The sequence below is a fragment of the Streptomyces roseochromogenus subsp. oscitans DS 12.976 genome, assembly GCF_000497445.1.
Taxonomy (GTDB): Bacteria; Actinomycetota; Actinomycetes; order Streptomycetales; family Streptomycetaceae; genus Streptomyces; species Streptomyces oscitans.
This window is the reverse complement of record NZ_CM002285.1, coordinates 2343516-2365470: the sequence shown is the minus strand read 5'-3', so window position 1 is coordinate 2365470 and position 21955 is coordinate 2343516. Positions and strand designations below refer to the sequence as shown.

At 69.8% G+C, this 21955-nt stretch carries 14 protein-coding genes and 3 pseudogenes; 13 read left to right on the top strand and 4 right to left on the bottom strand.

Going from position 1 to position 21955, the window contains the following annotated elements:
• Positions 1 to 42: 42 nt before the first annotated feature.
• Together M878_RS60145 and M878_RS60140 are read left to right on the top strand one after the other, a co-directional pair.
• On the top strand, positions 43 to 852 hold the full coding sequence (locus M878_RS60145; protein ID WP_031224651.1) for a GNAT family N-acetyltransferase: 810 nt from the start codon (positions 43 to 45) through the stop codon (positions 850 to 852).
• A gap of 274 nt (positions 853 to 1126) precedes the next feature.
• On the top strand, positions 1127 to 3145 hold the full coding sequence (locus M878_RS60140; protein ID WP_023546158.1) for an ATP-dependent DNA helicase: 2019 nt from the start codon (positions 1127 to 1129) through the stop codon (positions 3143 to 3145).
• Between the two features lie 178 nt (positions 3146 to 3323).
• Here the strand turns inward: M878_RS60140 and lexA are convergent, their stop codons facing one another.
• A complete protein-coding gene (lexA, locus tag M878_RS60135) occupies positions 3324 to 4103 on the bottom strand; it encodes a transcriptional repressor LexA (RefSeq protein WP_023546157.1) in 780 nt (259 codons plus the stop codon).
• A gap of 611 nt (positions 4104 to 4714) precedes the next feature.
• On the opposite strand from lexA, the gene nrdR reads away from it, so the two are divergent.
• From nrdR to M878_RS60120, 3 genes are all read left to right on the top strand, one after another.
• The gene (gene nrdR / locus M878_RS60130) at positions 4715 to 5266 is read left to right on the top strand and encodes a transcriptional regulator NrdR (protein WP_031224650.1); all 552 of its coding nucleotides are present in this window, start codon (positions 4715 to 4717) and stop codon (positions 5264 to 5266) included.
• A 164-nt stretch (positions 5267 to 5430) separates the two neighbouring features.
• Positions 5431 to 8325, top strand: coding sequence for a vitamin B12-dependent ribonucleotide reductase (locus M878_RS60125; protein ID WP_023546155.1), 2895 nt, complete (start codon positions 5431 to 5433; stop codon positions 8323 to 8325).
• Between the two features lie 115 nt (positions 8326 to 8440).
• Positions 8441 to 8698 (top strand): hypothetical protein, encoded by a 258-nt coding sequence (locus M878_RS60120; protein WP_023546154.1) that lies wholly within the window; start codon positions 8441 to 8443, stop codon positions 8696 to 8698.
• Positions 8699 to 9014: 316 nt separating this feature from the next.
• Here the strand turns inward: M878_RS60120 and M878_RS60115 are convergent, their stop codons facing one another.
• Complete coding sequence (locus tag M878_RS60115) at positions 9015 to 9548, bottom strand: TerD family protein (protein ID WP_023546151.1); 534 nt, start codon at positions 9546 to 9548, stop codon at positions 9015 to 9017.
• 155 nt (positions 9549 to 9703) lie between these two features.
• On the opposite strand from M878_RS60115, the gene M878_RS47510 reads away from it, so the two are divergent.
• The 3 genes from M878_RS47510 (at position 9704) to M878_RS60105 (ending at position 12083) form a co-directional block, all read left to right on the top strand.
• Complete coding sequence (locus M878_RS47510) at positions 9704 to 10309, top strand: YdbC family protein (RefSeq protein ID WP_031224649.1); 606 nt, start codon at positions 9704 to 9706, stop codon at positions 10307 to 10309.
• 196 nt (positions 10310 to 10505) lie between these two features.
• On the top strand, positions 10506 to 11165 hold the full coding sequence (locus M878_RS60110; RefSeq protein ID WP_023546149.1) for a histidine phosphatase family protein: 660 nt from the start codon (positions 10506 to 10508) through the stop codon (positions 11163 to 11165).
• Between the two features lie 12 nt (positions 11166 to 11177).
• Positions 11178 to 12083, top strand: a complete 906-nt coding sequence (locus M878_RS60105) for an ADP-ribosylglycohydrolase family protein (protein WP_023546148.1) — start codon at positions 11178 to 11180, stop codon at positions 12081 to 12083.
• A gap of 395 nt (positions 12084 to 12478) precedes the next feature.
• Here M878_RS60105 and M878_RS94025 read toward each other — a convergent pair.
• Positions 12479 to 13408, bottom strand: a pseudogene (locus M878_RS94025) (MFS transporter); the annotation flags it as partial.
• 1392 nt (positions 13409 to 14800) lie between these two features.
• On the opposite strand from M878_RS94025, the pseudogene M878_RS60100 reads away from it, so the two are divergent.
• The 3 genes and pseudogenes from M878_RS60100 to M878_RS60090 form a co-directional block, all read left to right on the top strand.
• Positions 14801 to 15243, top strand: a pseudogene (locus M878_RS60100) (TetR-like C-terminal domain-containing protein); the annotation flags it as partial.
• A gap of 81 nt (positions 15244 to 15324) precedes the next feature.
• Positions 15325 to 16026, top strand: a complete 702-nt coding sequence (locus M878_RS60095; RefSeq protein ID WP_023546141.1) for a ribonuclease HII — start codon at positions 15325 to 15327, stop codon at positions 16024 to 16026.
• A 68-nt stretch (positions 16027 to 16094) separates the two neighbouring features.
• On the top strand, positions 16095 to 16724 hold the full coding sequence (locus M878_RS60090) for a hypothetical protein (RefSeq protein ID WP_106962694.1): 630 nt from the start codon (positions 16095 to 16097) through the stop codon (positions 16722 to 16724).
• 355 nt (positions 16725 to 17079) lie between these two features.
• On the opposite strand, the gene M878_RS60085 is transcribed toward M878_RS60090, so the two are convergent.
• Complete coding sequence (locus tag M878_RS60085; protein ID WP_023546139.1) at positions 17080 to 17700, bottom strand: hypothetical protein; 621 nt, start codon at positions 17698 to 17700, stop codon at positions 17080 to 17082.
• 419 nt (positions 17701 to 18119) lie between these two features.
• On the opposite strand from M878_RS60085, the gene M878_RS60080 reads away from it, so the two are divergent.
• Together M878_RS60080 and M878_RS60075 are read left to right on the top strand one after the other, a co-directional pair.
• Positions 18120 to 20279: a RecQ family ATP-dependent DNA helicase gene (locus tag M878_RS60080; protein ID WP_023546138.1), complete on the top strand. Its 2160-nt coding sequence runs from the start codon at positions 18120 to 18122 to the stop codon at positions 20277 to 20279.
• A gap of 207 nt (positions 20280 to 20486) precedes the next feature.
• A pseudogene (locus M878_RS60075) lies at positions 20487 to 21811 on the top strand (MFS transporter).
• The last annotated feature ends 144 nt before the right edge of the window (positions 21812 to 21955 follow it).

Below are 21955 nucleotides of genomic sequence, written 5' to 3'. Positions count from 1 at the left end.
CCGAGGAGCCTGACCCACCTCGTCTCCTGAGAGGAGCGCACTGTGCCTCCCACCGACGCGAACGTCGGCCCCGGCGCCGACCCTGCCCATCCGGGCGCCTCCGTCCACCCGGGTGCCCCTGTTCTCCGGGATGCCGGCGGCCCCCGAATGGACGGCACGGGCAGCAGACGGGCCGCACCGTTCACCGGGTTCGCCATCGAGGACGACGACGGGGACTGCGAGGACACGCTGGACCTGCAGCTGCCCACCGAGTTCCTCGCCCTCTTCGCCGGAGGGACGGCCTACCTCTTGGACCAGCTCCATACGTGGGGTTCGGTGGTCACCCCTGTCGGCTCCTTTCAACTTCAGCCCGTGTGCATCGATGAAGACCTGCCGCTCATCCATCGGTGGATGAACGACCCCGCCGTCGCGCCTTTCTGGGAGCTGGCCGGGCCCCGGAACCGGACGGAGGACCATCTGCGCGCGCAGCTCGACGGGGACGGACGCAGCGTGCCGTGTCTAGGCGTGCTGGAGGGCACACCGATGAGCTACTGGGAGATCTACCGGGCGGACCTGGATCCGCTGGCCCGCCGCTTTCCGGCCCGTCCGCATGACACCGGGATCCACCTTCTCGTCGGTGCGGCCCCGGACCGCGGGCGTGGGCTGGGATCCGCCCTGCTCCGGGCCGTGGCCGACCTGATCCTCGACCGGCGTCCCGCATGCGCACGGGTCGTAGCAGAGCCCGATCTTCGCAACACCCCCTCCGTCGCGGCGTTCCTGAGCGCCGGATTCCGATTCGCGGACGAGGTCGACCTGCCCGGCAAGCGGGCCGCCCTCATGATCCGGGACCGTGTCCTGCGCGATGTCTTGTAGCGCTGAGTGACGACGTCTTCACAGATTGAACGTGTCCCGAGCCGGCGGGGTTCCCGCCCGACCGGAGAAAATCTCGGAGAAACCCGTGGAGCCCGGGACAGCGGGGTATGCCGGGGAACGCGAGGTGCCCCAGCAGTCTCACCGGCCCGGGAAACCTGAGAAAAGTCCACCCTTCCGCGACCCTCATTCCGCTCAGGAGCCCGACCGTGACCCCGCCCCGCCTTCCTGCCTTGACCGCCCGATTGTCAGTGCCGGGCCGTAGGGTGGTCGGGCTATGACGAAGCCCTCACTCCCCGAACTCCTCCACGCCGCCGTCGCCGCTGTCGGCGGCACGGAGCGCCCCGGCCAGGTGACCATGGCTGAAGCGGTCGCCGAAGCGATCGACGACGGATCCCATCTGCTGGTCCAGGCCGGCACCGGCACCGGTAAGTCGCTCGGCTACCTCGTGCCGGCGCTCGCGCACGGGGTGGGGGTCCCCCCGGCCGAAGGCTGGGGGAGGGTGGTCGTGGCGACGGCCACCCTCGCACTGCAGCGCCAGCTCGTGGAGCGCGATCTGCCGCGCACGGTCGACGCACTGCATCCGCTGCTGCGCCGCCGCCCGGAGTTCGCGATGCTCAAGGGCCGGTCGAACTATCTGTGCCTGCACCGCCTGCACGAGGGCATGCCGCAGGACGAGGAGGACGGACTCTTCGACCAGTTCGAAGCCGCCGCCCCCACGAGCAAGCTGGGCCAGGACCTCCTGCGGCTGCGGGACTGGTCGGACGAGACGGAGACCGGCGACCGGGACGACCTCACTCCGGGCGTGTCGGACCGTGCCTGGGCGCAGGTGTCGGTGTCGTCGCGCGAGTGTGTGGGCGCGTCGAAGTGCGCCTACGGTGCCGAGTGCTTCGCGGAGATGGCCCGCGAGCGCGCCAAGCTCGCCGAAGTCGTGGTCACGAACCACGCGCTGCTCGCCATCGACGCCATCGAGGGCGCGCCGGTGCTGCCGCAGCACGAGGTGCTGATCGTGGACGAGGCCCACGAACTCGTCTCCCGGGTCACCGGCGTCGCGACCGGCGAACTCACGCCCGGCCAGGTCAATCGCGCGGTGCGCCGCGCCGCCAAGCTGGTCAACGAGAAGGCTGCGGACCAGCTCCAGACGGCCGCCGAGGGCTTCGAGCGGCTGATGGAGCTGGCCCTGCCGGGCCGTCTGGAGGAGATCCCGGAAGACCTCGGCTACGCCCTGATGGCGCTGCGGGACGCCGCCCGGACGGTCATCTCCGCGATGGGCGCGACGCGCGACAAGTCGGTGCAGGACGAGGACGCGGTCCGCAAGCAGGCGCTGGCCTCGGTAGAGGCGGTGCACGACGTGGCGGAGCGGGTCCTGAACGGCTCCGAGTGGGACGTCGTCTGGTACGAACGACACGACCGCTTCGGCGCGTCCCTGCGCGTTGCTCCCATGTCGGTCTCGGGTCTGCTCAGGGAGAAGCTTTTCGCGGACCGCTCGGTCGTCCTCACCTCGGCGACCCTCAAGCTGGGCGGCGACTTCAACGGCGTCGGAGCCTCCCTGGGACTTGGCCCCGAGGGTGCGGAGGGCGAGGATCTGCCGCAGTGGAAGGGCGTCGACGTCGGCTCACCCTTCGACTACCGCAAGCAGGGCATCCTCTACGTCGCCAAGCATCTCTCGCGCCCGGCGCGGGACGGCGAGCGCTCCGACATGCTCGACGAGTTGAGCGAACTCATCCAGGCGGCAGGGGGCCGCACCCTCGGGCTGTTCTCGTCCATGCGGGCCGCGCAGCTCGCGGCGGAGGAACTGCGCTCGCGGATCCCCGAGTTCCCGATCCTGCTCCAGGGCGAGGAGACCCTCGGCGAACTGATCAAGAACTTCGCGGCCGACCCGAAGACCTGTCTCTTCGGCACCCTGTCCCTGTGGCAGGGCGTGGACGTCCCGGGTCCCAGCTGCCAGCTGGTCGTCATGGACAAGATCCCGTTCCCGCGTCCCGACGATCCGTTGATGAGCGCCCGGCAGAAGGCGGTGGAGGACGCCGGCGGCAACGGCTTCATGGCGGTGGCCGCCACACACGCGGCCCTGCTCATGGCCCAGGGCGCCGGCCGGCTCGTCCGTGCGTCGGGGGACCGGGGCGTGGTCGCCGTACTGGACCAGCGGCTGGCCACCGCGCGCTATGGCAGCTATCTGAAGACGTCGCTGCCGGACTTCTGGTACACCACGGATCGCAACCAGGTCCGCAAGTCGCTCGCCGCGATCGACGCTGCGGCGAAGGAGACGGAAGCGCAGCCGACCGGGGCGGAGTGATCGCGGGGTAGCCTGACCGGCGCCGGTCAGGCTACCCCGCGATGCGAAAGCGCCCGGGGCCCACCCTCGGCCTGGCACGGCCCCGGGCCCGGACACAGCAGGACCCCGGAACCGGCGCAGGGGTTCCGGGGCCCGGTCAGGGAGCGAGCAGCCGTACGAGGCCCGCCCGCCGCAGGCGTCACACGCGCCGCAGCACCGCGACGACCTTGCCCAGGATGGTCGCGTCGTCGCCGGGGATCGGTTCGTAGGCAGCGTTGTGCGGGAGGAGCCAGACGTGGCCGTCTTCGCGCTTGAAGCGCTTGACGGTGGCTTCGCCGTCGAGCATGGCCGCCACGATGTCGCCGTTCTCGGCGACGGGCTGACGGCGCACGGTGACCCAGTCGCCGTCGCAGATCGCGGCCTCGATCATCGAGTCGCCGACGACCTTGAGGACGAACAGCTCACCGTCGCCGACGAGCTGACGGGGGAGGGGGAAGACGTCCTCGACGGACTCCTCCGCGAGGATCGGGCCACCGGCGGCGATCCGGCCGACCAGCGGGACGTACGACGCGGCGGGTTTGCCGGCGGTGTCCGTGGGCTGCACGGACACCGCCTGGTCCGAGCCGCGCACCTCGTACGCGCGCGGTCGGTGCGGGTCGCGGCGCAGGAAGCCCTTGCGCTCCAGCGCCATCAGCTGATGCGCGACCGAGGAGGTGCTCGACAGACCGACGGCCTGGCCGATCTCGCGCATCGACGGCGGATAGCCGCGCCGCTGTACGGAGTCACGGATGACTTCGATCACGCGGCGCTGCCGGTCGGTGAGTCCGGAGCTGTCCGCCCGGATTCCCGGAGGTCGGCCCGGCAGGGAGCGCTTGTGTCCCTCGGGATTCGTGGCTTCGTTCATCACGTGTACCGGCTCGACTCGGCCCTGGGAGCGGTCCTGGGCGGTGATGGTGGCACTGTCTGCGGTGGTGGTCACGTCGGCCCCTCTCGATGGTCTCCCTGCTGGACAACGGTAGTTGCTTTCGAAAGGTTGCGCCAAACACACGTTCGAGTGAAAAAGTGCGATTCGCCTGACGCGATCATGTGTCTGGGTGTATTGCTAACGCCCCACCTGGCGGACAAAAGCGCCCATTGTTGTACTCTTCTCCGCCGGGGTTGCCGACCTCGTGGGTCGTCGCCCCAGTCTGCCATCCGGAATCCGCGCATCCGGGCTCCGGGTCCCTTCTGTGCCGGAGTCCCACGCGTCCTCCGTGCGGCGCCCACGGTATCTCCGTAAGCGCCATAGTGATACGGCTCTGCGTCCGCGTGTCCTCGGCCAGGCTGCCTGCATGTCGGGCGTCCGCGGCTCTTCAGCCGTGGCGCACGTGACTTTCTGTTGCAGTGAATGTGGCCGCCTGTTGCGACACGCGTGACTGCCTGGGTGTATGGGCCAAGCCCCACATCTAGTGGTTGGATGGCTACAGCAGCCCACAAGTTGTGGTCCCCCGGGTCTGAAGCAGCTCCGAGATCGCCTATGCTTAAGGCTGCTTCGCGGGGCCCATGGGTCCGGTGAGGTTGTTGAGTCTGCTGTGAGGAGGGTTGGAGATCATGCACTGCCCCTTCTGCAGGCACCCCGACAGCCGCGTGGTCGACAGTCGTACGACCGACGACGGCACGTCCATCCGCAGGCGCCGCCAGTGCCCTGACTGCTCCCGTCGTTTCACGACCGTGGAGACATGCTCGCTCATGGTGATCAAGCGGTCCGGGGTCACCGAGCCTTTCAGTCGTACCAAGGTCATCAACGGCGTGCGCAAGGCATGCCAGGGACGGCCTGTCACCGAGGACGCACTCGCCCAGCTCGGCCAGCGGGTCGAGGAGGCGCTGCGGGCCACCGGAAGCGCCGAGCTGTCCACCCATGACGTGGGGTTGGCCATACTCGGCCCGTTGCAGGAGCTCGACCTCGTCGCCTATCTGCGATTCGCCTCCGTCTACCGGGCGTTCGACTCGCTCGAGGACTTCGAGGCCGCCATCGCGGAGCTGAGGGAGACGGTGAGGGGCCCCGCCTCGGACGAGGTAGACGCGGGAGCGGGGAGCCAGGAAGACGAACGCGGGCCCGGCGGGACCACTCAGGTTCCCGTGCCCGCCCACGCCGCCGACTGACCGGCGGGCCGGAAACCGGGAGGAGGTCCGGATTCCGGCCGGAAGGTGGCGACCAAGACCTGTTGCGGGTGGCAGCTGAGGGTGCCCGCAACTCAAGACAGAACACCGTGCCACGGGAACAAACGGGGCACTTCAGGGCGTTTTTGCCCGTAGAGGGAGGCGGCATGACAGAGACGGCGAGCGGTCCGGCACGAGGTTCCCGAGCCAAGGGCGCCAAGGCCACCAAGGGGCTGCGTATCGAGCGCATCCACACCAACCCCGGCGTACACCCGTACGACGAGGTCGAGTGGGTGAGCCGTGACGTCGTCATGACCAACTGGCGCGACGGCTCGGTCAACTTCGAGCAGCGTGGCGTCGAGTTCCCCGACTTCTGGTCGGTGAACGCGGTCAACATCGTCACCAGCAAGTACTTCCGCGGTGCCGTCGGCACCCCGCAGCGCGAGACCAGCCTCAAGCAGCTGATCGACCGCATCGTGAAGACGTACCGCAAGGCCGGTGAGGACCACAAGTACTTCGCCTCGCCCGCCGACGCCGAGATCTTCGAGCACGAGCTGGCGTACGCCCTCCTGCACCAGATCTTCAGCTTCAACAGCCCCGTGTGGTTCAACGTGGGCACCACGCAGCCCCAGCAGGTCTCCGCCTGCTTCATCCTGTCCGTCGACGACTCCATGGAGTCGATCCTCGACTGGTACAAGGAAGAGGGCATGATCTTCAAGGGCGGTTCCGGCGCCGGCCTGAACCTCTCCCGCATCCGCTCCTCCAAGGAGCTGCTCTCCTCGGGCGGCAACGCCTCCGGTCCGGTCTCCTTCATGCGCGGCGCCGACGCCTCCGCCGGCACCATCAAGTCCGGCGGTGCCACCCGCCGCGCCGCCAAGATGGTCGTGCTCGACGTCGACCACCCCGACATCGAGGACTTCATCGAGACCAAGGTCAAGGAGGAGGAGAAGATCCGCGTCCTGCGCGACGCGGGCTTCGACATGGACCTGGGCGGCGACGACATCACCTCCGTCCAGTACCAGAACGCCAACAACTCGGTCCGGGTGAACGACGAGTTCATGAAGGCGGTCGAGGACGGCGGCAACTTCGGCCTGCGCGCCCGGATGACCGGTGAGGTCCTCGAAGAGGTCGACGCCAAGGCGCTCTTCCGCAAGATCGCCGAGGCTGCCTGGGCCTGCGCCGACCCGGGCATCCAGTACGACGACACCATCAACAACTGGCACACCTGCCCCGAGTCCGGCCGGATCACCGCGTCGAACCCGTGCAGCGAGTACATGCACCTGGACAACACGTCCTGCAACCTGGCCTCGCTGAACCTGATGAAGTTCCTGAAGGACGACGGCAAGGGCAACCAGTCCTTCGAGACCGAGCGCTTCCAGAAGGTCGTCGAGCTGGTCATCACCGCGATGGACATCTCGATCTGCTTCGCAGACTTCCCGACCCAGAAGATCGGCGAGAACACGCGCGCGTTCCGCCAGCTCGGCATCGGCTACGCCAACCTCGGCGCCCTGCTGATGGCCACCGGCCACGCCTACGACTCCAACGGCGGCCGCGCCCTCGCCGGCGCCATCACCTCCCTGATGACGGGTACGGCCTACCGCCGTTCCGCCGAGCTGGCCGCGGTCGTCGGCACGTACGACGGCTACGCCCGCAATGCCGACGCCCACAAGCGCGTCATGGCGCAGCACGCCGACGCCAACGGCAAGGCCGTCCGCATGGACGACCTGGACACCCCGGTGTGGGCCGCCGCCACGGAGGCCTGGCAGGACGTGCAGCGTCTCGGCGAGAAGAACGGTTTCCGTAACTCCCAGGCGTCCGTGCTCGCCCCGACCGGCACCATCGGCCTCGCGATGTCCTGCGACACCACCGGTGTCGAGCCCGACCTGGCTCTCGTGAAGTTCAAGAAGCTGGTCGGCGGCGGCTCGATGCAGATCGTCAACGGCACCGTCCCGCAGGCCCTGCGCCGCCTGGGCTACCAGGAGGAGCAGATCGAGGCGGTCGTCGCCCACATCGCCGAGCACGGCAATGTGATCGACGCCCCCGGCCTGAGGCACGAGCACTACGAGGTGTTCGACTGCGCCATGGGCGAGCGCGCCATTTCCCCGATGGGCCACGTCCGCATGATGGCCGCGATCCAGCCGTGGATCTCCGGCGCCATCTCCAAGACGGTCAACATGCCGGAGACGGCGACCGTCGAGGAGGTCGAGGAGATCTACTTCGAGGCCTGGAAGCTGGGCGTCAAGGCGCTCGCGATCTACCGCGACAACTGCAAGGTGGGTCAGCCGCTCTCCGCCAAGACCAAGGAGAAGGAGAAGGAGGAGGCCGCGGAGAAGGCCGAGGCGACCATCCGCGAGACGGTCGAGAAGGTCATCGAGTACCGCCCGGTCCGCAAGCGCCTCCCGAAGGGTCGTCCCGGCATCACCACGTCCTTCACCGTCGGCGGCGCCGAGGGCTACATGACCGCCAACTCCTACCCGGACGACGGTCTCGGTGAGGTCTTCCTGAAGATGTCCAAGCAGGGTTCCACCCTCGCGGGCATGATGGACGCCTTCTCCATCGCGGTCTCCGTCGGCCTCCAGTACGGCGTGCCCCTGGAGACGTACGTCTCGAAGTTCACCAACATGCGCTTCGAGCCGGCCGGCATGACGGACGACCCGGACGTGCGGATGGCGCAGTCGATCGTCGACTACATCTTCCGCCGCCTGGCGCTGGACTTCCTGCCCTTCGAGACCCGTTCCGCGCTCGGCATCCACTCCGCCGAGGAGCGTCAGCGGCACCTGGAGACCGGTTCCTACGAGCCGGCCGACGACGAGGTCGACGTCGAGGGCCTGGCCCAGTCGGCGCCGCGCGCCCAGGAGCTGAAGGCGGTCGCCACGCGGAAGCCGGAGTCCGAGGCGGCCGAGCCCGCCCCGAAGCAGGCTCACACCAGCGCCGAGCTGGTGGAGATGCAGCTGGGCATCCAGGCCGACGCCCCGCTGTGCTTCTCCTGCGGTACGAAGATGCAGCGGGCCGGTTCCTGCTACATCTGCGAGGGCTGCGGCTCGACCAGCGGCTGCAGCTGAAACCGGGCGGAACTGCATCTGCCGCAAACCTTCGGCAGCTGTAGCTGATCCGCCCGAGCAGCACTCAGGAGGGGGTGCCGAGTCCTGACTCGGCACCCCCTCGCCGTGTGAGCGCATGGGCATGTCGAAGGGCGCTTTTCATCACCACTTCGGATCGATGCCGAAGTGCTGGACCCGACTGCTCGACCGCTTTGAGGCCAAGTGCACCACGGCGGTCATCGATGGGGTGGAAGCGTCCGGCACGCTGCAGGCCCGGGAACGGCTTTATCTGATGTTGGTCGGGGCAGAGCACCTCATGCCTCTGCTCCCGAAATCGGAGTTGCGCGGCATGTACAAGTTGCTGATGCTGCTCCTGGACCGGCCGGCCTTCTGACTCCGCAGGCGACCAGGTGGGCACCCTGAGGCGCTCGCTGCCGCTGTGGTGCACATGATGGTGGGCGTCATCGCGGCATACACGCACCGGAGCGGCATCGTCTCCGACGGGCTGTGGAACACCGTCCACAACGACACCATGTCCGCATGACGGCCCTGTGGTTCATGATCAGCGGGATGGCCTTCTTCGGTCCCCGTGCGCTGCCCGTTGGGATGTCGCGGCGTGACCGTTCCTCGACGCGTGAAGTGAGGTAAGGGGCGCCGGCCATGGTCGGCGCCCCTTACCTATGCTGAGCCCTGTCACTCACCGAGCCCTGTTACGGCTGCTGCGCCCTGCCCATGACCCGGGTGAAGGTCGCCGGGTCCTCATCGAAGCCGTGCACGCCGGGCCGGAACCTCCACTCCCCGGAGTCGTCACGCGCGAACTCGGCGATGGTGGCCGCCGTCGCCCAGGGCACCGAGCCGAAGTCGTCCTCGGCGAGCACGGTGTAGCCCTCCCGGACGCGCATGGCCGGATTCAGCACGTCGACGAACGTCTTGTGTCCGGACCCCTGTTGGATGACGACACCGACCACCACGCGCGCGTACCGGCCGTCGAGCCGGTCCAGCTCCAGCGTCATGACCTCGTCCCAGCCGAAGCCCTTGCCGTCGGTGCTGTCCCGGTTGAGGAAGATCGTGCCGTCGGGCGAACGGCTGTCGAAGTGGACCAGATAGGCCGGCGTCCCGTACGCGTCGCCCGAGACGAACGTCGCGGCGATGATGTCGAGATCGGTGGGCGGCTGACCCGTCGGGCTGGGGTCCCACTTGAGCCCGGCCTCGACCTTGCGGATTCCCTTGCTGAACCCGGTCAACAGGCTTCCCCTTCCCCCCTGGTGGTTGCCTCGTCCCCCAACTCCGCTGACGTCGGGGCTTCTTGTCCATCGTGCCACGCGTGCGGGGGCGCATGCGCGGGTGATCTCCGCCGGAGCGTGACCGACGCCACGCCCGGTGGCCTTACGATGGCGCGGTGCTGGTCAAGTGGATTCGCTGCACCGTGGTGGACCGCCGCGGCTTCGAGCGAGGGCAGCGAAAATGGGCGGGGCTTCTGGGGGAGCCGGGATTCCGGGGGCAGGGAGGCGGTTGGAGCCGGCAGCGGTCGGGCGTGGCGCACATCTTCGCCTTCTGGGAGAGCCGCGCCTTCTACGACTCCTTCATGGCCCGCTCGCACGACCGCCTGGCGTCCGCCCAGTCCGGCACGTTCAAGGACGCGCAGGTCAAGCTGTTCGAGTACCGCTTCGATGTGAAGACGGGCTTCGAGCCGCGGTTCACCGACGCCGATCTGATCCGTGTGGCCCTGTGCCGTATCCACGAGGAGCGCGTCGAGCACTTCACCCTCATGCAGGAGAAGGTGTGGAACCCGGCGATGGCCGGTTCGCCCGGCATGATCCGCGGCATGTTCGCCGAGGCGCCCGAGCAGGAGTTCCTGATCCTGTCGATGTGGCGGTCGGCGGCCGAGCACGGCAAGTACCGCACCGAGCGCGTGGAGCGTCTCGCGCTGCGAGCCCAGACGGAGGCCGACGTGGCGGCACTCTCCGGTGACATCGTGGACATGGAGACGTCTTGGACGGTCTGACGCCACCCTGTGGGTTTGAATATCAAACCAGCACCCGCGGATGTCGCACCGGGGAGGTGTCGGGCGTCGCACTGGGGTGTGCTGGGTGTCGCACGGGGTGCCCTGGAGTGGCTCGGAACGCCGGATTCGTGTGACCTACGCCGTATGAGGCCCGTCTGAGTCCTCGACCCTGCCTCGTACGATCTAGGGTTTTGGCATGGCACGACCACGGCGCATCGTCCTTGTCCGGCACGGCGAGTCCACGGGCAACGTCGACGACTCCGTGTACGAGCGCGAGCCCGACCACGCCCTCGCGCTGACCGAGCGCGGCCGGAGACAGGCCGAGGAGACCGGGAAGGAAATCCGGGAAATCTTCGGCCGGGAATGCGTGAGCGTGTATGTCTCCCCGTACCGCCGGACACACGAGACGCTCCGCGCCTTCCACCTCGATCCGGATCTCATACGTGTCCGGGAGGAGCCCCGCCTTCGCGAACAGGACTGGGGCAACTGGCAGGACCGCGACGACGTACGCCTGCAGAAGGCCTACCGCGACGCGTACGGTCACTTCTTCTTCCGGTTCCCGCAGGGCGAGTCCGGAGCCGATGTGTACGACCGGGTCGGCGGCTTCCTGGAGAGCCTGTTCCGCAGCTTCGAGGCACCGGATCATCCACCGAACGTCCTGCTGGTGACGCACGGACTCGCGATGCGGCTGTTCTGCATGCGCTGGTTCCACTGGACGGTCGCGGAATTCGAGTCGCTTTCGAACCCCGGGAACGCCGAGATGCGGATGCTCGTTCTCGGGGAGGACGGCCGGTACACGCTCGACCGGCCCTTCGAGCGCTGGCGGGAACCGATGCCGTACTGGGCGAACGGATAGAGTGGCAGTGCGATGACCGCTGACTCCTCTTCCGTCGGGCGCCTGGAGCGCGCGCTGGCGAGCCTGCGCGGACTGGCCGTGGGGGACGCCCTGGGCTCCCAGTTCTTCGTTCCGGCGCACTACCCCCTGCTGAAGCGACGCGAGCTGCCCGCCGGGCCCTGGCACTGGACGGACGACACCGAGATGGCCTCCTCCGTGGTCGCCGTCCTCGCCGCCCACCGGCGCATCGACCAGGATGAGCTGGCCCGCTCCTTCGCCGAGCACCACGACCTCGACCGGGGGTACGGCCCCGTCGTCGACCGCCTGCTGAGACTCGTCCGGGAGGGCGAGGACTGGCGTGAGCTGGCCGCCGGGCTGTTCAACGGCCGAGGGTCCTGGGGCAACGGAGCGGCGATGCGGATCGCACCTCTGGGCGCCTGGTATGCGGACGACCCGGAGCAGGCGACCCACCAGGCGGAGATCTCTGCCTACCCCACCCATCAGCACCGCGAGGCCGTCGTCGGCGCCATGGCCGTCGCCGCCGCGGCGGCACTGGCCGGCTCCCCGGACGGCCCGCCCGGCCCCGAGGCACTCCTCGACGGAGTCATCGCCCTGGTGCCCAAGAGCGCGGTCGGCCAGGGACTCCGGCGCGCCCGGGACATGCTCGACTACGGCGACGCGGGCACCGTCGCGGCGGTGCTGGGCTGCGGCCGGCGCACGACCGCCCATGACACCGTCCCCTTCGCTCTCTGGTCCGCCGCCCGGAGCCTCGGTGACTACGAGACGGCGTTCTGGACGACGGCCGGCGTGGGCGGCGACATGGACACGACCTGCGCGATCACGGGAGGTGTGCTCGCCTCCGGCAAGGCGGGGACCCCGCCCGCCGAGTGGACGCAACGCACCGAGGCGCTGCCGGAGTGGGTGCCGACGTCGCTCTGACGGGTCCGGGGACGTAGGCCAGAGCCGGTCCTCCGGCCGTACTTCCCGCCGCCTGTACCCATGCTCCCTCCTGCCTGAGCGGCTTTCCCCTGCCCAGGCCCATGTTCCCTTCTGCCCGGGCACAGGCCTCCTCCTGCTTGAGCCGGTGCGTGCTGAGCCCGGGGCCGATCGGCTGCGAACTCTCCGTGCCCGCCGGGAACTCTCCGTGACCATCGCCCGTTCTTCCCATATCCGCCGTGGGTCGCGGCCTTCGGCGGCAGGGTCGAAGAGATTCGGAGAGTGACGGTCGGAGGGGGGTGGCGATGGCAGGCGCGGTGCTGGTTCTGATGGTGATTCCCGTCCTGGCGCTCGTGGGGACGTCGGTGGAATCGGCCCACGCCCGGGCCCGCCACGTCCTGATGCGTCTTGACGAACCGGGCCTGCTGCTCCGTCGAGCCGTCGGTGAGGAAGTTCGGCAGCTGCTTCCTCGTCTCGTCCTTCGCGGCCGAGCCGAACACGGTCGTCAGGATGGACAGTCCGAGCGAACCGCCCACCTGCTGCCTGGCGTTGAGGAGCCCAGAAGCCGCACCTGCCTCGTGCGGGGCAACGCCAGACACCGCCGTGACGGTGGCCGTCACGAATTTCAGGCCCGTCCCGAAGCCGAACACCAGCATCGGCCCGAGCACCCTGCTGAGGTAGGAGCTGTCCGGACGGATGAAGGTCCGCCAGACCAGCCCGGTCACCACGAGCCCCGTGCCGGCCGTTGTGAACGGCCACGGGCCGAACGTCGGAAGGAAGCGCTGGGACAGGCCCGCACCGACCGCGATCGCGACCGCCACGGGGAGGAAGGCCAGACTGGCCTTGATAAAGGAGCCGAGAGTGAGGCCGTCCCGCCAGTCGTCCTCCGAGGCGCGGATGAACCCGTAGACCAGCGATGCCATGCCCTCCGTCGAGGTCGGCGCACCCGTGATGTCGAAGCGCCCCGGATGCCGCTGGGACTCGTTGATGTACAGCGGCTCGAGCGACGCGATCAGCACGCCGATCGGTACGTTGACGAACAGCACCCGGCGCCAGTCGAGCCAGTCGGTGAGCATGCCGCCCACCAGCAGGCCGATTGCGCCACCGCCCGCGGACACGGCGGCGAACACGCCGAAGGCCCGCGCGGCAGAATGCCGGTCGTGAACACTCGGCGACGGCCGAGGGCGCCACCGGCGCGCACCGAGCAGCAGCAGACCGCCGAAGGTGAGCGTGTAGGCGCTGACCGCCCAAATCAGTTCCATGGTGCTGAACTTGAGCGCCTCTTGAATGTGCGGCAGCGTGATGTTCACAATCGTCGCGTCGGGAACCGCTGGCTCGTGTGTTCTGGGGTTCCGAGTTCAGCTCTCGTCCTGACCTGCGGCTCTCGCCCCTCCTTTACAGCAGCAAACTCTCTCCTTGAGATCCGGACGCTGTTGGCCGATTCGGAGTCTCTCCTGCTAGCCAGGGGCTCGATCGTGCCTGGAGCGCGCGATTCGCGGCCTTGGGACGACACCGTCTCTCGCTGCCTGGCTTTGCCAGGGTTGCGACCGCTCCCCGCCCTGGAATGAGCGGGGAAGCAACGGGTTGCTGCACCGTGACGGGCCGCCAGGGAGGCTGCTCCTTAGACACAGAGAGGGAGGTTGAGGATGTACCCCGGAAGACAGGGATCACTGTCTGCCGGAGCTGCCGACATGGTCGCGACGGAAGTGTGTGCCGCAGGGGCTGCGGCGGCGACACCTCCCGTGAGGACCCCGGTGGTGATCAGCCCGGTGAGGATGATGGCGATGGGCCTGAGCATGTGCGTCCTCCATCTGTGGTCGGGAGTGATTTCGACCGTAGGCACGGCGCCGCCACATCGGTGGCATTTGGTGGTGGACTGTCCGGGTGGTGATGGACGATCTGTGTGTTGCCATTCAGCCGTCCGTCCATCGACGCCCCCAAAGGACAGCGTCGGTGTCCAAAACCCGGTGTGTTCTTGGAGACCGACATCACGCCGAGCCCCGAATTGGCCAACAGCGTCTTGACATCCAGGAGGGGCTTCTTGCGGTTCTGATGCCGATCAGACGGTGATACCGGCCCGGTTGGCCAACTTGGTGAGCCGCTCATTGCTGCGCCTGTGCCTGGACACCAGGACGCGCGTCAGCTCCAGACTGGTCGGGTGATCCGCTGCCATCTCCGGGGCGATCCCCCAAGCCTTCTCCAGGCTTTCCAAGGTCTCGTCAGCGGGACCTTGGCTGGCTGGCTCCGCGCGTGGCGCCGGACGGCCGTGTCATGGCCGATCACGCCCGCGTGACGCGAAACGAATGAACCGGGGGCTCTTGGAACCGATCACACCCGTGGCTCGCGAGAAGCAGACCCCGGCGCGCTGGGTGACGGCGAATCAGGACTCAGCGCGTCGGCTGCCCCGTCTGTGGCTCTGCCGTCGGGGGGCATGGGCCGGGGCTCTCTGCTGTTTGAGCCTGTGGTGTGGTGGCGTCGCGCGTGGGCACGCCGCTGGCCGTAGCAGCTTTTGGGCCGGAGACGCCCATGGGGCGAGTGAACAGGGGGCCTTACGCTGCTTGGCCGGATCGGACAGTCTTTGGGGCCAGCCCGCAATGGCCCTATCGGCCCCTGTCCTTCGAGGCTCGCTCCATGGTGGCTGCCTAAAGCCTCGTAGGCCGTCGGCCCCAGCCCAAGAGGGGGGCGCGTGGCATGTTGCGCAACCGGCTGGACAGGCACCCCGCTGGCCCTCGAAGGAGGATCTCGTCGTGGATGCCTTGGTGGCCGTTCTGCCTCGGGTGGAGGCGGCTCCGGACCTCGGCAGCGTGCGCGAGGACCTCCTCGCCCTCTGTCGGCAGGTGCGTCAGATCATCACTCGCCGCCCGGTGTGGCACTGTGCTCGGTGATTCACGAATGCGATGAAGTTCAGGCGGACCGTTTTCGGGAGACGATCGCCGGAGGCGTGGTGGAGCCGACCTTCAAGCTCCTCGGTGAGATCCTCGTCCATGGAATAGAGAGGGGGGAAGAGGTTCGTCCGGACGCCGCCAACTGCTATGTCATGGACGCCGTCCCGGTCATGATGATGTACCGCTCGAAGATGTGCGCCAGCGAATGTAGTGGCCGGGAACTCGAGGAGATGATCGACCAGCTGGTGCTCCCGCTGCTCCGGCCGTACGGAGTCTGATCCCGCGCGCCGGTCATCTGTGCGGCGGTTGGGCGACCGGGGTGTCGGGTGACGATCGCGGCGGCGTAGGCTGGGGGCGCCATGCCGTACGAACCGCCTACTCACACTGTCGAGCGCTCCCTGCGCGCCACGACCGGAGCCAAGGTCATCGCCGGTGTCGACGAGGTGGGGCGCGGCGCCTGGGCCGGACCTGTCACCGTCTGCGCCGCGGTCACCGGACTTCGCCGTCCGCCCGAGGGGCTGACCGACTCCAAGCTGCTGACGATCAAGCGGCGCACGGAACTGGCCGAGGTCCTGCGGGCATGGGTGACGGCCTACGCGCTGGGGCATGCTTCCCCCGAGGAGATCGACGACCTGGGGATGACGGCGGCACTGCGGCTCGCCGCGGTTCGCGCGCTGGACGCCCTGCCGGTCCGCCCCGACGCCGTGATCCTCGACGGGAAGCACGACTATCTCGGCGCCCCGTGGAAGGTGCGCACGGTGATCAAGGGCGATCAGTCGTGTGTGGCCGTGGCGGCAGCGTCGGTGATAGCCAAGGTTCAGCGCGACAAAATGATGGCCGTACTGGGTGTCGACCATGCAGACTTCGGGTTTGCGGACAACGCCGGGTATCCGTCGCCCGTGCACAAGGCCGCACTGGAGGAGTGGGGGCCCACCCCGCACCACCGCTTGTCGTGGGCGTATCTTGATGCGTTGCCTCAGTGGCGGCACCTCAAGAAGGTCCGCAGCTGGGCGGACGGAAGCGTTCCGGAAATCGAGGGCCAGCTCGGCTTCGATTTCTGACGGTTCCGCTCGCACTGATGTGCCACCCGGTTGCCCGCGCCGCACCAATGTTTGATAAATATCAGCTCATGCCTCTCATTCCCGAGGAGCCTCAGATTCACGAGAGTGCCCAGGGTCCCCGCGCCACTCCGGCCAGTGGCCGTACCGCGCCGACCCCCCGCCCCGTACCCGGCCCCCGTCCCGCGGCGTCCCGCCCCGGTCGTCCCGGCCCTCAGCGGCCGGTGCCGCCGGTGCAGCGCACGCCGCGTGACGTGGCTCCGGCCAAGCCGGGCCCCTCGGGCCCGGCCGCTACCGCTGCTCCGGCGGCGACCCCGCAGATCCAGCTGATCCCGGCTTCGGCCGGCGGTGCGCTCGACGCCGCCGACGAGGCGGTGGATCTCCTCCTGGACTCGGGTCGTGCCCCGGGCGACGTGCTCGTGATCACCACTGGTGCCCAGCACCCGTGGGCGGAGCACGAGCTGTCCTTCGGTGAAGCCGCCTACTGGGCGCAGCACGACGCCGGTGACGACGTCTTCTACACGGACGCCGCCGTCGCCTCCCGTGCCGCGTCCCGCCCCGTGGTCGTCGTGGCCGTCAACGGAGGACCCGCCTCCGCTGCCGCCTCGGCTCTTCCGCTGGCTCACGCCCGGGCTGGTGCCCTGCTGATCGTCTGCGGCGATCCGCAGCAGATCAACACGGTGCTGGGCGCCGGCGTCTGAGCCGCGTCCGGCGCCTCGGGGCACCGGGGCGACGCGACAGCCGCTTCGGCGGCATCCGCACGGCGTGCCCTTTGGCATGCCCGGACGACCGGCGGCCGTTCCGCTCGTGGGGCGGCTTCCCGGCGCCACGCCGAGGAGACGCCGGGCGCGGAGCAGCGGTGGCCGGGCGTCGGCGCAGGCCGGACCGACCGGACCGCCCCGCGCCGCGTTCCCCGGCCCGGCATGGGTCCGCGCAGTCTCCGCGTCCCCGCGGCTGGCCGAGGAGCGGGCGTACGCCGGACTGATGTGCCGACCGAGGCCGTCATACTGAGGCGGCCGTCTGGTGACGGCCGGGGGACTGTGGCTGCTGTGTTCTTCAGCGAGCCGCCGCGCGGCGCAGGACCTCGGAGACCGGGCCGCCGGTGCGCGGTGTGAGGGGCGGGGCCTCCGACAGAGCGAAGGGCTCCGGCTCGGAGTCGGCGTTGGGGCGGCGGCCACTGCGGCCCTCACCCAGCACATGCCAGCCGTCGTGGGTCAGCGTGATGTACGCCCCGCACCGCAGGCCGTGCAGCGTGCAGGCGTCACGCAGGCCCCACATCCAGGCACCGTCCTCCTCCGTCCAACGTGCGTCGCCCTCACGGCAGTAGACCAGAATGGCCGTGCGCACCGGGGTCCGGCGCCGTAGGTCGTGCGGGATGATCCGGCGCAGCTGGGCGAGCAGCGCGTTGCGGAACATCCAGCCGTCGGCCGGGGCCTCGCGGCGCGTGAACGACGCGCTGGCGCACAGCCGCTCCTCCGGATCGAGCACGGCCACGATGGCCGTCGAGATTCTCGGCCGATGGCGGGCGTGCAGTCCGCTGACGACCTCACGGGGGTTGCGCAGCAGAGGGATTCCGGCGGCGGCCCATTCGGCCGGCTCGAGCAGGCGACTGGCGGAAGCGGCGGACGCGGACGTCGACAACGAGGCCGCCGAGGACGAGGCGAATCCGAAGGTCACGTTCCTCCCTTCGGCTACGCGCCCACACTGCGGGCGGGGTCGGACTTCGAGGGACCGCGCACCGCAGTAGGGCCCAACCGGATCACGGACGAGCCGTGCGGGGAGCGGACCTCAATTCTTCCTGCCGAACTTGGATGCGGCAACGAGCAATTGGGGCCACCGACGCTTATCTGGTGGTGCGTGGCTTATATCCTTACCCAAAGGTTGGACCGCTGACGCCTGAGGTGACGGTTCGTGCCCCGTACGGCTGCCGGGACCGGGCGCGTGGTCAACCCGGGATGGCCTGGAAAGCTCGGGCGGGACCGCGTTGCCGGCGTCCTCGGCTGATGCCCGGCGGAGACACCGATCATGCGTCGACCGCACGCCGCTCACGCTGAGTGAATTGGCCGACGGCCTGCGGAATCGGGTTGCATGGGGGCATGGACACCCTGGAGCTGCGCGCTGAAGCCGATGCCGTCCTTGCCGAGCTCGTCGGTGCCCCGGAGGGCTCGGCACGGTTGCGGGAGGACCAGTGGCGGGCGGTGGCGGCCCTGGTCGAGGAGCGCCGGCGTGCGCTGGTGGTGCAGCGCACCGGCTGGGGCAAGTCGGCGGTGTACTTCGTCGCCACCGCCCTGCTGCGGCGGCGCGGAGCGGGCCCGACGGTGATCGTCTCGCCGCTGCTGGCGCTGATGCGCAACCAGGTCGAGTCGGCGGCCCGGGCCGGTATCCGGGCGCGGACGATCAACTCGGCCAACCCGGAGGAGTGGGACGCGATCCACGAGGAGGTCGAGCGCGGCGAGACCGACGTGCTCCTCGTCAGCCCGGAGCGCCTCAATTCCGTGGACTTCCGCGAGCAGACGCTGCCCAGGCTCGCGGCCACGACCGGCCTGCTGGTGGTGGACGAGGCGCACTGCATCTCCGACTGGGGCCACGACTTCCGTCCCGACTACCGCAGGCTGCGCGCGATGCTGGCCGAGCTGGCCCCCGGCGTGCCGGTGCTGGCCACCACCGCGACCGCCAATGCGCGGGTCACCGCGGACGTGGCCGAACAGCTCGGTACCGGCGCCGGCGAGGCCCTGGTGCTGCGCGGCCCGCTGGACCGGGAGAGCCTGCGCCTCGGGGTGGTCCAACTGCCGGACGCCGCGCATCGCCTGGCCTGGCTCGCCGAGCACCTCGACGAGTTGCCGGGCTCCGGAATCGTCTACACGCTGACGGTGGCCGCCGCCGAGGAGGCCACCGCCTACCTGCGGCAGCGCGGCTTCGAGGTGGCGTCCTACACGGGCCGCACGGAGCACGCCGACCGGCTGCAGGCCGAGGCCGACCTGCTGGAGAACCGGGTCAAGGCGCTGGTCGCGACCTCCGCGCTGGGCATGGGCTTCGACAAGCCCGACCTGGGCTTCGTCGTCCATCTCGGCTCGCCGTCCTCGCCGATCGCCTACTACCAGCAGGTGGGCCGGGCCGGGCGCGGGGTGGAGCACGCCGACGTACTGATGCTGCCGGGCAAGGAGGACGAGGCGATCTGGCGCTACTTCGCCGACACGGCCTTCCCGCCCGAGCAGCAGGTTCGCCAGACCCTCTCGGCCCTCGCCGACGCGGGACGGCCGCTGTCCGTGCCGGCCCTGGAGGCGGCGGTGGACCTGCGCCGTACCCGGCTGGAGACGATGCTGAAGGTCCTCGACGTGGACGGGGCGGTCAAGCGAGTGAAGGGCGGCTGGGAGAGCACCGGGCAGCCCTGGGTGTACGACACCGAGCGGTACGCTTGGGTGGCGCGGCAGCGGGCGGCGGAGCAGCAGGCCATGCGCGAGTACGTGCACACGTCCCGGTGCCGGATGGAGTTCCTGCGCCGGCAACTGGACGACGAGGGGGCGGCCCCGTGCGGCCGGTGCGACAACTGCGCCGGCTCGTGGATCGAGGCCGCCGTGTCGGCCGAGGCACTGAAGGGCGCCACGGAGGAACTGGACCGCCCGGGGACGGAGATCGAGCCGCGCCGGATGTGGCCGACGGGGATGCCCGCCCTGGGCATCGACCTCAAGGGCCGTATCCCGGCCGGCGAGCAGTGCTCCACCGGGCGCGCCCTGGGTCGGCTCTCGGACATCGGCTGGGGCAACCGGCTGCGCCCCCTGCTGGCGGAGAACGCACCTGACGGCCCGGTCCCCGACGACGTCCTGCAGGCCGCGGTGGCCGTCCTCGCCGACTGGGCGCGCTCCGCGGGCGGCTGGGCGCCGGACGTCCCGGACGCCTCGGCCCGGCCCGTCGGAGTCGTCTCGGTACCGTCGCTGACCCGACCGAAGCTGGTCAGCTCCCTCGCCCAGGGCATCGCGGCCATCGGCCGCCTTCCCCACCTGGGCAGCCTGACGTACACCGGGCCGAACGGCGCGCACGCGGCACGCCGCAGCAACTCCGCGCAACGCCTCAGGGCGCTGTCGGGCAGCTTCACCGTCCCGGAGGACCTGGCCGGAGCCCTGGCCGCCTCTCCCGGACCCGTCCTGCTCGTGGACGACTACACCGAGTCCGGCTGGACCCTCGCGGTCGCGGCCCGCCTGCTCCGCCGGGCCGGCAGCGGGCCGGTCCTTCCGCTGGTCCTCGCCGCGGCGGGCTGACACGCCCCGCCGACCCCTTCATGCCGTACGGCGCGGTGCCCACCCCTGTCGTACGGAGCCCATGTCACGGTTCCGCCTCCGGCTGCGTCGGTCGTGGTGAAGCTCCCCACACGACTACCAACGAGAGGCCACGGGAAGGGCAACGCACCCAAAGCGCGGCGGCGAAACCCCTGGCTGGCGCTGGCGGTACTCTGCGCGAGCTTCTTCATGACGCTGCTGCTCTCCGGACGGCTCGGCGACCGGTTCGGGCCGCAGCGGGTCTTCGCCGCCGGACTTGCGATCTTCACCGTGGCCTCCGCGGTGTGCGGCCTCGTGGACACTCCGGGTCAGGCGATCGCGACCCGAGCGGTCCAGGGGCTCGGCGCCGCGGTGATGATGCCGCAGACCCTGGCCCTGATCAGCGCCGTCTTCCGGCTGAGCGCCGCGGCGCGGCCTTCGGCGTGTGGTCGGCGGTCGCGGGCCTCGCCACGGTCGCCGGTCCCGCGGCCCGCGGCGCGCTGGTCTCCGGCCCGGACTGGCGCTGGATCTTCTTCATCAATGTCCCGATCGGCGTGCTGGACCTGGTGGGCACGCTCCTCGTGGTGCCCGACGTCCGCACGGGGCAGCAGTCCTCGCTCGGCCTGCTGGGCGCCGCACTGTCCACGGCGGGCCTCAGCCTGATCGTGCACGGGCTGATCGAGGGGCAGCGCTACGACTGGGGCACCATCACGTCCTTCCTCAGCATCCCGCTGGTCCTCGCGCTCGGCGTGGTGTTCCTCGGGGTCATCGCGCCGCATCAGCGCTCCCGTCAGGACAGCCGTCCGCCGGTGCCGTTCGAGCTGTTCCGCCGCCGTGGGTTCACCGTCTCGGCTGCGCTCTGCGTGATGCTGCTGTTCGAGTCCATCGGCGTGCTGCTGCTGCTCACCCTCTACCTGCAGTCCGTGCTCGGGCTCTCCGCGGGCAAGGCCGGTCTCGCCCTCGTACCGGGACCGCTGGTCTCGCTGTTCGTGGCGCCCGTGGCCGGTATCGCGGTCGGCAGGCCGGGCGGCCGGAAGATCCTCGTCCCCGGACTGCTGATCTTCGGCGGTATCGCCCGCACGGCGGTCATGGCCAAGGCGGACTCCAGCGTGTGGACCGTCATCCCCGGCCAGATCGTCTTCGGCGTCGGCATGGGCCTCGTGTTCGCGCCCACCAGCACGCTCGCGATGCAGGAGATCCCGCCGCGGCTGACCGGTGCGGCCTCCGGCATGTTCACCACGTTCCGGCAGATCGGCGGCGTCGTCGGGGCGGCCGCGGTCGGCACCCTGCTGCAGAGCCGGCTCGCAGCCGAGGGCGTCCCGGAGGCGGTACGGCAGCAGGCCGGGCGGCTCGCGGACGCGGCGTACGCCGGCGGACTCACCAACGCGGTGCGCCATGGCCTGTTCCTGCCGGTCGCGGTGGCCGTCGTCGCCTCCGCATCGGCGTGGACCTCACCGGCGCCATGCTGGAACAGGCCGAAGACCGCGTACGGCGCGCTGGCTCCCCCAGGTCTCCCTGATGCAGGGGAGACCTGACGACCTATCAGTACCCGGAGGGCGTACGCGGGATCATCGCCTGCTTCTCCCTGACCCTCATCGGCGAGTACGCCAAGGTGATCGAGCGCGGTGACGAGGCGCTCGGCCCCCGCCGGCGCTGGCCCGGCGCGCCGTACGCGGTCC